General features: G+C 67.3%; 9 protein-coding genes. 1 reads left to right on the top strand and 8 read right to left on the bottom strand.

Annotation, left to right across the window (positions count from 1 at the left end; translation table 11 throughout):
- Positions 1-355: 355 nt before the first annotated feature.
- Positions 356-814: a MarR family transcriptional regulator gene (locus VGL40_09675; protein HEY3315526.1), complete on the bottom strand. Its 459-nt coding sequence runs from the start codon at positions 812-814 to the stop codon at positions 356-358.
- 334 nt (positions 815-1148) lie between these two features.
- On the opposite strand from VGL40_09675, the gene VGL40_09670 reads away from it, so the two are divergent.
- Positions 1149-2513 (top strand): sodium-dependent transporter, encoded by a 1365-nt coding sequence (locus VGL40_09670; GenBank protein ID HEY3315525.1) that lies wholly within the window; start codon positions 1149-1151, stop codon positions 2511-2513.
- A 17-nt stretch (positions 2514-2530) separates the two neighbouring features.
- On the opposite strand, the gene VGL40_09665 is transcribed toward VGL40_09670, so the two are convergent.
- From VGL40_09665 to VGL40_09635, 7 genes are all read right to left on the bottom strand, one after another.
- Complete coding sequence (locus tag VGL40_09665; protein ID HEY3315524.1) at positions 2531-2947, bottom strand: succinylglutamate desuccinylase/aspartoacylase family protein; 417 nt, start codon at positions 2945-2947, stop codon at positions 2531-2533.
- Between the two features lie 334 nt (positions 2948-3281).
- A complete protein-coding gene (locus VGL40_09660) occupies positions 3282-4562 on the bottom strand; it encodes an Nramp family divalent metal transporter (GenBank protein ID HEY3315523.1) in 1281 nt (426 codons plus the stop codon).
- A 270-nt stretch (positions 4563-4832) separates the two neighbouring features.
- A complete protein-coding gene (locus tag VGL40_09655; GenBank protein HEY3315522.1) occupies positions 4833-6089 on the bottom strand; it encodes a CBS domain-containing protein in 1257 nt (418 codons plus the stop codon).
- A 157-nt stretch (positions 6090-6246) separates the two neighbouring features.
- Positions 6247-6981, bottom strand: coding sequence for an endonuclease III (nth, locus tag VGL40_09650; GenBank protein ID HEY3315521.1), 735 nt, complete (start codon positions 6979-6981; stop codon positions 6247-6249).
- Between the two features lie 86 nt (positions 6982-7067).
- Positions 7068-8600: a UDP-N-acetylmuramoyl-L-alanine--D-glutamate ligase gene (gene murD / locus VGL40_09645; protein ID HEY3315520.1), complete on the bottom strand. Its 1533-nt coding sequence runs from the start codon at positions 8598-8600 to the stop codon at positions 7068-7070.
- A complete protein-coding gene (locus VGL40_09640; GenBank protein HEY3315519.1) occupies positions 8594-9787 on the bottom strand; it encodes a pyridoxal phosphate-dependent aminotransferase in 1194 nt (397 codons plus the stop codon). Before VGL40_09640 ends, murD begins: the two co-directional genes overlap by 7 nt.
- A 79-nt stretch (positions 9788-9866) precedes the next feature.
- Entirely contained in the window at positions 9867-10715 is an 849-nt protein-coding gene (locus tag VGL40_09635) for an MBL fold metallo-hydrolase (protein ID HEY3315518.1), read from the bottom strand.
- Between the last annotated feature and the right edge of the window lie 7 nt (positions 10716-10722).

Below are 10722 nucleotides of genomic sequence, written 5' to 3'. Positions count from 1 at the left end.
AGAACGCTCTCTTTCCTCCCACGCCCGCCGCGTTTACCCCCGTGCCCCTTGGCAGTATCGGGCTTAACCCTGTCATGCGGGCTCGCCCGAGCACGATTGGCCTGACGCGGTTCATGTTCTTCGGGCCAGGATTTTGCCTCCAGCTTCCTTCAGATTCCGCCTCACGGCGGACACCCTTGCCTTCGGCTAGCGGTTGGCACTGCCAGCCTCCGCAGAGGACTTTCCCCTCCGAGAGAACGCCCATGCCGGGCGTACACGCAACGAGGCCGGGATCGCCTGATCCCGGCCTCTTCGTGCAAATCGCATCGACTCGAGGCGGCCTGGGACGCTCAGTCGCGCCCGCGGGTGGGGCTGCTCAAAGCTCGCGTCCCAGGGCGGTGACCCGCTCAGCCAAGGGGATCAGGGCTTCCAACGCCGCCCTGATCCGGGCGTGATCCAGGCCCTCGAAGGCCTTCATCAAAAACTCCGTCCGCCGTTCAGCCACGTTCTGTAGGGTGGCCCGTCCCTTGTCGGTCAGATGGCAGAGGACGACCCGGCGGTCGGCCTTGATCCGGAGCCGCTCGATCAGGCCGGCCGTCTCGAGCCGATCGGCCAGGTCCGTCGCCGTGCTGGACTTGACCATCAGACGGTGGGCGATCTCCCCGGCCGTCAACTGGCGGTTGGCCGTCTCGGCGATGGCCATCAAGGCCATGTACTGGGGCTCGGTCAGGCCGCCCTTGGCCGTCAGGTCGCCCATCGTCTTCTGCAGGGCGAGACCCCATTTCCAGCCGAGGTGTTCGATGACGGCGATGTCCTCGATGAGGCTCGATGTCAATCCATGCCCCTCCCGATATGGTGGTTTCGAGAGCCAAGCGCCGATTATGGGTGTAGGGAGCCGGTCTTTGGCGGCGGGCCATGGGGCGCGGGGGCGCCGGTCAGGACTCCTTGCTGAGGGCGACGACCCTTTCGGCGACCAACCGCATCGTCTCGACGGCACCCGACGGATCTTGGTCATTCCCACGAACCGAATTCGGGCGGCGAAAAGGGAAACCATGGATGCGAGTTCCACCCCCCCGGGCCCCGCCCCCCGGGCGGAAGGCTCGTCGCCGCCAGCATACCCTCCACCGGCCCGGGAATAGAATCGTAAGGCTAGGTCGGAGGTCGAAGGAGTGGGGGGAATCGGTGTGCCCGGCGAAGCCCGTGAGAACTGGTCATCCCGCCTCGCCTTCGTCCTCTCCGGGGCGGCCCTGGCCGTCGGCATCGCCAATTTCTGGCGCTTCCCCTATCTCGTCGGCCGCTACGGCGGCGGGACCTTCCTCCTGACCTACCTCGTGGTGGCCGCCGTCTTCGGGGTCCCGCTGATGGCCGCCGAACTCGCCCTCGGCCGCCGGGCCCGCCGCGAGGCCACCGGCTCACTGGCTCTCCTCGCCCCTCGGTCGGCCTGGCCGCTCCTGGGGGTCGGGTTCGTCGTCTTCGAAGTGATCTCGATGGGATACTACTCCACCGTGGTCGGCTGGATGCTCTCGTACACCTGGCACGGGGCCGCGGGGAGCTTCGTCGGGGCGGATCTCCGGAGCATGGGCGGGCTCTTCAGCGCCGTCCGCTCGAACCCGGCCGCCATCCTCACCCTCGATGCCCTCATCCTGGGACTGGCCGGGGCCATCCTGGTCCGGGGGGTGACTCGTGGGATCGAACGGTTCTGCCGGATGGCCATGCCCGTCCTCCTGCTGATCGTCGGCGGTCTCGCCATCTACGGCCTGTGGCTGCCCGGAGCCGGGCGCGGCCTGTCCTTCTACCTCACCCCCCGCCCGGGGACGCTCAGCGCGCAGGGCGTGCTCGAGGCCATCGGCCAAGTCTTCTTCTCGGTGGACATCGGCATGGGCGGCTGGGCGGTTTTCGGCAGCCACCTCGGGCGCCGCGAGCCCATCTTCGGTGACGCCCTTTGGATCACCTTCCTGGACACGGCCATCGCCTTCCTGGCGGGCTTCGTCATCTTCCCCGCCGTCTTCACCTTCGGGGCCGATCCCGGGGAGGGTCCGGCCCTGGCCTTCGTCACCATGCCTTCGCTCCTCGACCGATTGCCCGCCGGTCACCTGGTCTCTTTCCTCTTCTTCGCCCTCCTCTTCCTGGCCGGCTTCGCCTCTTCGGTGACCAGCATGGAAGTGGCCGCCTCCTTCGTCGAGGAACGGGTCGGCCTGTCCCGGAGGGTCGGCGTGCCCCTGATCCTGGTCGTCATGCTGATCGCCGCGGTCCCACCGGCCCTGGCCTTCGGCCCCTTAGCCGAGGTCAGGATCCTCGGTCGGAACATCTTCGACTTTGAGGACTTCCTCATCTTCTCCATCTGCCTGCCGGTCCTGGCGGCGGCCCTGTCCATCTTCGTCGGCTGGCGCTGGGGAGCCGAAGAGGCCCGGGGGGAGATCAACCGATCCCCGGGATGCCTCCACGTGGCTCGGTGGTTCAACGTCGTCGTGAAGTACGTGGCCCCGGCGGTGATCCTGGTCGTCCTGGTGGCGGGGGTGCTCGGCGGCCTATGATGAAGGTTCGGCGGCCCTCAGCGCTCGGTCCCGATGGCCAGGAGCGAGTCCCCCCGGGCGACCGGCGGGCAGGTGATGATGAAGAGGATCTCGCCGTCGGCCGCCGCGGTGACGATCTCGAGGGGCTCCCCGAAGTGGTCTCTGACGTGCCCGAGGACCTGACCTTTTTGGACCCGTTCGAGTAGCTTGACCGCCGGGTAGAAGATGCCCAGGTGATTGGATCGCTGCCAGACGAACCTCGAGTTGGGACGCAGCGGCACGTCCTCCGGCCTGACACCCCCGTCGAGGACCCCTAGGAGGGACAGGATGTTGCGGACCCCTCTCACATGGACCTGGACGGCCTCTTCCTCACATAGGCCGCGGTCGCCCGATTCGGCGACGATGGCCGGCTTGCCGGCGGCGGTGGCGATGGCCGTCCCCGAGCGCGGCGGCATCCCGGGGGTGGTCGAGACCTTGTCCTCGCGGACCCGTCCTCGAGACTCGGCGGCAATCTGCCGCCCATCGATGATCTACTCCCCGCCGTGGGATTTTTAACGCTATTGGCTGTCGCGCGACAAACTCCTGCCAGGTCAAAGCAATAATGGGCGCCCGGCCCTTGTCGAATGAGTCGGTACTTGTTGGCTCTTGTCCCAGCCTGGCGATGGGCCACAAAAAGGACCGCGGCGCTTGGCCGCGATCCATAGGTTCAGTCTGGATGAGAGGTTCTTGAAGATGGGTCTGCCGACCAGTTTGGCGACGCGGTTGGCGGTTGCCGCTCGCTGGCTCGGCTCAACCGCCCCCGCCCAACCCGGGAAAGAGGCTGACCCCCACGAGGACCACCGACATGGCGATCATGATCACCGTCGTCGCCCAGGAGACGCTGTTCTGCAGGGGCGAGTTGACGTACCTCCCCATGATCCTCCGGTTGTTGATCAAGGCGAGCTGGAAGATGAGGATGAAGGGGAGCAGGAGGCCGTTGATGACTTGCGACACCAGCATCAGGAAGATCAGCGGCGCTCCGGGGATGAGGACCACGGCCGCCCCGATGACGATCATCGCCGTGTACAGGCCGAAGAAGACCGGCGCCTCGCCCAACTTGCGGCTGACCCCGGCCTCCCAGCCGACGGCCTCGCAGACGTAGTAGGCCGTGGTCAGCGGGAGGACCGAGGCGGCGAAGAGGCTGGCGTTCATCAGTCCGAAGGCGAAGAGCACGGCGCAGTACTTCCCGGCCAGGGGGGCCAGGGCCAGTGCGGCGTCACGGGCGGTCTCGACCTTGACCCCGTGGGTGAAGAGGGTCGCCGCCACGGTGGCCAGGACGAAGAAGGTGACCACGTCGGTGACGAGGCAGCCGACGATCACGTCGAGCCGGGAATAGCGGTATTCCTCGACCCGGATGCGCTTCTCGACCACCGACGACTGGAGGTAGAACTGCATCCAGGGGGCGATGGTCGTACCGACCAGACCGATCAGCATGATCACGTATGACCGGGAGAGAGTGAAGTTCGGGGTGATGGCGGCACGGCCGACCACGCCCCAGTCGGGCCGGGCCATCACTCCCGAGATGATGTAGGCGATGTAGAAGAACGAGAGAACGAGGAAGACCTTCTCCACCGCGCGATAGCTGGCGCGGACGATGAGCATCCAAACGAGCAGGGCCCCGATGGGGACCGATACCCAGCGCGGGATGCCGAGGATCTCCGCCCCGGCGGCCACACCGGCGAATTCGGAGACGGTGTTGGCCATGTTGGCCAGGAGGAGGGAACCCATGAGGACGGCCGTGGTCCTGGCTCCAAAGTTCTCGCGGATCAGGTCGGCCAGGCCCTTGCCGGTGATGACCCCCATCCGGGCGCTCATCTCCTGGCAGACCACCAGGGCGATGGTCATCGGGATGACCGTCCACAGGATCCGGTTGCCGTAGGTCGCGGCCGCCACCGAGTAGGTGGTGATGCCGCCGGCGTCGTTGTCGACGAAGGCGGTGATGATCCCCGGGCCGAGCACGGCCAGAAAGAGAAGCATGTTCCGCCAGGTGCTCTGCGCCCTCTGGCGGGTCAACGCCAGGGTCCTGTTCATTTGAATCACCCGCTTTCGGTCGCGCACCGGCCGGATGGCCGGACCGGGGGCGCGGCGGGTGACGATCGTCGCCGCTCTTACCGCCCCGGACGGGTGCGCTTTGTGAGGTCGGTCGTGTGCTTCAGCGTGTTAAAGTGCCGATCATCGGGGCGAAGGCCGTTGTGACTACTACCGCCGGAGTCCGAATCCATGGAAGCACTCGTCCTTTCTCTGGATCTGAGGGTCGTGCGGGGCGATCTCGCGGAGGCCGTTCGGCGCGCTCGGTGCGGGTCAGCGCCGCCAGCGGCGCAGGGGCCGCGGGGCCTCGAGGGCGACATCCATGATGTCGTCGGCGGTGACCACCCCGACCAGCGTACCGTCGTCCTTGACGACGGGGACGGCCAGGAAGTCGTACTTGGCCATGACCTCGACCACTTCGCTCTGGTGGTCGGCGACGTTGACCGAAATGGCCGGGCTCTTCATCACCGCCGAGATGACCGTCTCCGGTGGGGAGACGATCAGGTCGCGGAGAGTCAGGACGCCGAGCAGGCTCTCGTCGCCGTCGACGACGTAAAGGTAGTAGATGAGCTCGGCGCCCGGGGACTGCTGGCGGAGAAGCTCGATGGTCTCCCCGCAGGTCAGTCGACTCGGCAGGGCGATGTACTCGGTGGTCATCAGACCGCCGGCCGTCTCCTCGGGGTACCCGAGGAGCTCCTTGACCTCGGCGGCTTCGTCTTTCTCCATGCCCCCGAGGATCTTGTCCGCCTTGTACTTAGGCAGGTCGCCGAGGAGGTCGGCGGCATCGTCCGGGGGCATCTCCTCCATGATGTCGGAGGCCCGCTCGGGGCCCAGGTCGTCAAGGATCTTCTCCTGGACCTCCCCGTCCTCCACGTTGGTCAGGGTCTCGGCCGCCTGATCGTTGTCGAGGTGGCGGAAGAGGGCCATCTGCTCGTGGCGGTCGAGGTCGTCGACGATGTCGGCTAGGTCCGCCGGGTGGAGCTTGGCCAGTTCGGGCCAGGGCCGGGTGAGCCGGAGAGAACTCTCAGAACCACCCAGGGGCTGGACGAAGGTCCAGGGGATCTCGGTGTCAACCCATGGTCGCCCTCTGATCAGGTCGATCAGGCGGAGGAGCCCGAGGCCGCCGACCCGCCTGGCGAAGCCCTTCAGACCGATGTCGACGGCGACTACGACCATCCGCTTGCCGGCCTTCTCGAGCCGCACATCGTTCACCCGCCGGACCTTGAAGCCCTGCGTGTCAACGATCTGCTTGTCGAGGATGTCACCGGACAGGAGAAGCTCGTCCGGCCTAAGCTCGGGACCGCCGGCCACGGGCACCAGCCGCTCCGGGTCGATGGTCAGGGGATCGCTGGCCTTGACATGGTCCCAGTGGATGTGGTGCAGGCCTTTCGGCGTGCGCACCCGGAGGCGGGAGACGCACGGGCTGGGTCCGCAGCCGATGACCAGGTCGACGAGGCGCCCGATGGTTCGGCCTTCCGAGTCGAGCACCCGGCGTCCCATGAACTCGCTGGCGTGAGCCGTGTCCGGCACCTCCCCACCCGGGCCGTAAGACTCCCTGATAAAATCAATGAAGGCCGCGGTCCCCCCGGACACTGAGATCGAGAAGCAAGGTCGGTTGGGGGTCGATTCGGGCCTTCTCAGTCTTCCAGAGTCAATCTATCACCCTAAACGTGCGTCTGTCAACCCCTTATTCGCGCTTACCACGTCGGCTTGACTGGCACGTGGTCATCGGCGAATCCGCGGTCGGCGAATCCGCAGTCGAACGGCAGAGGTCGGACAAGGAGCAATGGTCACAGTCCGGGCGGCGCGGGCGGCAGACCGCGCGACCGTGGGCGATCATGTTGACGTGCAGGGCGTAACATTCGGCGGCGCGGCCGGAAGCGACCGCCTTCAATGCTTCCTGGACCTTGGCCGCGCCATCCTTCGGCGGCACGAGGCCGAGGCGGCCGGCCAGGCGATGAATGTGCGTGTCGACCGGGAAGACCGGTCGCCCCAGGGCGAACAGGAGCACGCAGGCGGCGGTCTTCGGTCCAACGCCGGGCAGGGCGGTTAGATAGGAGAAGGCCGCGTCGTCGTCGAGGCCGCCCAGGAAAGCGAGGTCGGGCCGGCCGCCGGAGCGCGGGTCGGCGGCGATCCGGCGCAAGATGTCGATGATTCGCGGGGCCTTCTGTGGGCCGAGTCCGGCCGGGGCGATGGCCCGGGCGACGTCACCCGGGTCGGCCGCCATGGCTTCCTCCCAGGTCGGGAAGGCCCGGCGGAGGGCGGTGTAGGCGCGGTCGCGGTTACGGTCGTTGGTGGCCTGGGAAAGGACAGTGAAGATGAGCTCGGAAACCGCGTCGCCCCTCGGGGTCAGGGGGCGAGGGCCGTAGGTCTGGGCCAGGCGGGCGTTGAGGGCGGCGATGATCTCCGGGGTGGCAGGCATCGGAAAGGCCTCCCGTCGGCCGAATGAGAGAGGCCGGGCCACGGCGGGGCCGGCCTCAGAGTCTAGCGATCGTCGGGTTCGTCGGGTCAGGGGGCCAACCCCCGGATCAGTTCCCTGAAGCGGGCCCCCCGCTCCTCGAAGTTGTTGAATGCATCGTAGCTGGCGCAGGCCGGCGACAGGAGGACGATGTCGCCCGGCCCCACATACCCGGCCGCCGCCCGGACGGCCTCGTCGAAGGAGGGTGCGGTCTGCCCGGCCGGCCGCGGCTTGCCAAGGTCGGACGCGGCCCGCTCAAGGGCCTCGTCGATCTTGCCGGCGGTGACCCCGGTGAGGACGGCCGCCTTCACCCAACCCGACTCGACGATCAGCCGGGCCATCTCGTCGAACGGAAGGTGCTTGTCGTAGCCGCCGAGGATGATGACCAGGGGAGCCGATGGACCCAGGGTCTTCAGGGCGGCCTCGGTGCGCTCCGGGGTGGTGGCGATGGAGTCGTTGATGTAGCGCACCCCGCCGCGGTCGAGAACCAGTTCCAGCCGGTGCTCGACGCCGCGGAAGGTGGTCAGCACGTGGCGCATGGCTTCCGGGCCGGCCCCCAGGATGGCCGCGGCGACCGAGGCGGCCAAAGCGTTCTGGACGTTGTGCTCGCCGGGGATGAGGAGCTCAGAACGCGAACAGACGCGGGTCAGGGGTCGTCCGGGACCGCGGACCTTCAGGTCCCGGCGGTCCGGACCGCCGAGGACGGCGACCGGCGCCGGGCCCTTGAAGGGGGTGGCCGGCAGTTCGTCCGCCTCGGCCGCGGTGGAAAACCAGGCCACACCCGGCCCGGTCTGCTCGGGACCGGCCCCTTTCTCGAGGTGGGTCCGGGAGAGGCCGATGGAGCGGGTGGTCCGGTCATCGTAGTTGAGCACCGCCCAGCCGTCGCCACCCTGAAACCGGATGGCGTTGACCTTGGCCTGGGTGTATTCGTCCATCGAGGCGTGGATGTCGAGGTGGTTCGGACTCAGGTTGAGGATCGCCCCCACCTCCGGGCTGCGGGTCACCAACTGGAGCTGATAGCTGGAGAGCTCGAGGACGACCTCGGCCTCCGGGGGGATCTCGAGGACCCGGTCGATCAGCGGCCGGCCAATGTTCCCGCCTACGTAGACGGGCTTTTGCCCGGCGTATTGCGCCTGGAGGATGAGGCCGCAGAGGGTGGTCGTGGTGGTCTTCCCGGCACTGCCGGTGATGGCCGTGATCGGGGCGGCGCAGAACGCGAAGAAGAGCTCGAAGTCGCCGGTGATGACCGACCCGGCCGTGGCCGCGGCCTTGATCTCGGGAAGGTCCTTCTTCATCCCCGGGGTCAGGAAGACGCGGTCGAAGCCCCTGAGCCGGTCGAGGTACCCGGGGCCGACGGAGAGCGACAGGCGGGGGCTGTCCTTCAGGTCCGGGCCCAGTTCGGCCAAGCGGGCGGCCAGGTCGGCCCGGCTCTTGCGGTCGAAGACGGTCACCCGGGCCCCCTGCCTCAGTAGGAAGCGGACCAGGGCCAGGTTATTCCGGCCGAGGCCGATGACGGCCAGGTCCTCGCGCCCGAGCCGGGCGAGGCCGGCCTTGACGGCGGTCGACGGTTCCGTGTCTACCACAACTCCTTGAGGACTTTCTCAATGCGGTCGAAACCGACCTTGATCCGTTGCATGGAAGTCGAGTAGGAGAAGCGGATGTAGTCGGGGGCCCCGAACCCGCTCCCGGGGACAGTCGCCGCCTGAGCCTTCTCCAGGATGAGGGCGGACAGGTCGTCGGCCGTCTTGATCTTCACGCCGCCGGCGGTGCGCCCGATCCACCCCTTGACGCTAGGGAAGACGTAGAAGGCGCCCCGCGGGGTGACGGTGCTGAAGCCGGGCAGGGTCTTGATCCGCTCGACCATGTAGTCGCGGCGACGGGCGAACTCCTTGACCATCTCGCGGACGAACTCCTGCGGTCCGGTCAGGGCGGTCAGGCTCGCCCGCTGGGTGATCGAGCTGGGGTTGGAGGTCATGTGGCCCTGCAGGTTGGACATGGCCTGGGCCAGCTCGGGCTCGCAGGCGCAGTAGCCCATCCGCCAGCCGGTCATCGCGTAGGCCTTGGAGAGGCCGTTGATGACCACCGTCCGGGCCTTGATCTCCGGGCCGAAGCTGGCGATGCTGGTATGGGTCAGCCCGTCGTAGACCAGCTTCTCGTAGACCTCGTCACTGACGACGTACAGATTGTGGGCCACGGCCAAGTCGGCGATGGCCTTGAGTTCGGCCGCGTTGTACATCGCGCCCGTCGGGTTGCCGGGGCTGTTGAGGTTGATGACCTTGGTCTTCTTGGTCAACTTGGCTTCGATGGCCGCCGGGGTCATCTTGAAGCCGTCCTTCTCGCCGGTCTCGATGACCACCGGGACGCCCCCGGCCAGCCTGATGATCTCGGGGTAGCTCACCCAGTAGGGGGCCTGGAGGATGACCTCGTCGCCCGGGTTGCAGAGGGCTTGATAGGAATTGTACAGGGAGTGCTTGGCCCCGTTTGAGGTGACGATCTGGTTGGGCTTGAAGTCGAGGCCGTTGTCGTCCTTGAGCTTCTTGCAGATGGCCTGGCGGAGTTCCATGATTCCCGCCGCCGCCGTGTACTTGGTGAAGCCTTCCTCGATGGCCCTCTGAGCCCCTTCCTTGACGAACTTCGGGGTGTCGAAGTCCGGCTCGCCGACGGTGAAGTTGACGACTTCAAACCCGTCTTTCTCCATCTGCTTGGCCTTGGCATCCATGGCCAGAGTGGCCGACGGGGCGATTTGCCTCACCCGCTGGGACAGTTCCATTGGTCATCTCTCCCTTCAGCTAACGTCTATTCTATCCGACGGTGGGCTTTCCTGTTAACCCGGGGACCTGGGCCTCGGCTCAGAAGGTGAATTCCTGACCCTCGACCGGGATGACCGTCCGGGCCGACCCGGCCCCCTTCTCGGCCTCACGCCGGCTGACTTCGAGGTCGAACTCCGGGTAGAGGTGGGTCAGGATGGTCAGCCCGGCGCCGGTCCCCCGCCCGAAACACCCGGCTTCGCGGGCGGTCAGGTGGCCGAGGTCGCGCCGATGGGCGCTGGCCTCCTGCAGGCTGGCCTCCACGAGAAGCAGGTCCGGGCTGGACGGATGACCCGCCCAGACCATGAGGTCGTCGTCCCAGCCGGTGTCGGCCGTGTAGACCAGAGTCGACCCGCCGGCCCGGATCTTCATCGCCAGGCAATGGACGGGGTGATTGGTCCGTCTGAAGCTGAACGCCAGGGGGCCGATGGCCAACTGACTGGACTCGTCGATGGTCGCCAGGTCGAGGGCTCGCGGATAATCGAGGACCGCCCGCTCGGCCTCGGGCTCAGGCGGGACGTGGACGGCCAGCCGATCCTTCCGATACCCGTCGCGGATGTCCGCGTCGATAGCGTAGCGGAGGCTGAGCAATTCGCTGAAGTGGTCGGCGTGGAGGTGACTGACGACCACGGCATCGAGACCCGCATAGGGACTGGCGGTCGTGGACCGGTGGCTCAGATCCTTCAGCCGGGGGGCCAGGCGCCCCAGGGTGCCGGGCCCGCAGTCGACGAGGACCTTGACCCCGCCACTCTCCAGCAAGTAGCCGGGACACCCCCCGGCCGTGCCCGGGAAGGGAGAACAACGTCCGAGGATGGTCAGACGGGTCTTCCTCGGCGCCGGCTCGCCCCCGGTAATCCGCTCGACGCCTTGGGCCGGTCGACCTGTTCCCATCTTCTCC

The sequence above is a fragment of the Bacillota bacterium genome, assembly GCA_036504675.1.
Taxonomy (GTDB): Bacteria; Bacillota; Sulfobacillia; order JAJYWN01; family JAJZPE01; genus DASXUT01.
This window is presented reverse-complemented; position numbering and strand designations above follow the sequence as displayed.

Coding starts and splice junctions, on each gene's coding strand:
- VGL40_09665 (HEY3315524.1), bottom strand. CDS start 2,947: ATGCCGCCGCGCTCGGGGACGGCCATCGCCACCGCCGCCGGCAAGCCG.
- VGL40_09660 (HEY3315523.1), bottom strand. CDS start 4,562: ATGAACAGGACCCTGGCGTTGACCCGCCAGAGGGCGCAGAGCACCTGG.
- nth (HEY3315521.1), bottom strand. CDS start 6,981: ATGCCTGCCACCCCGGAGATCATCGCCGCCCTCAACGCCCGCCTGGCC.
- VGL40_09640 (HEY3315519.1), bottom strand. CDS start 9,787: ATGGAACTGTCCCAGCGGGTGAGGCAAATCGCCCCGTCGGCCACTCTG.
- VGL40_09635 (HEY3315518.1), bottom strand. CDS start 10,715: ATGGGAACAGGTCGACCGGCCCAAGGCGTCGAGCGGATTACCGGGGGC.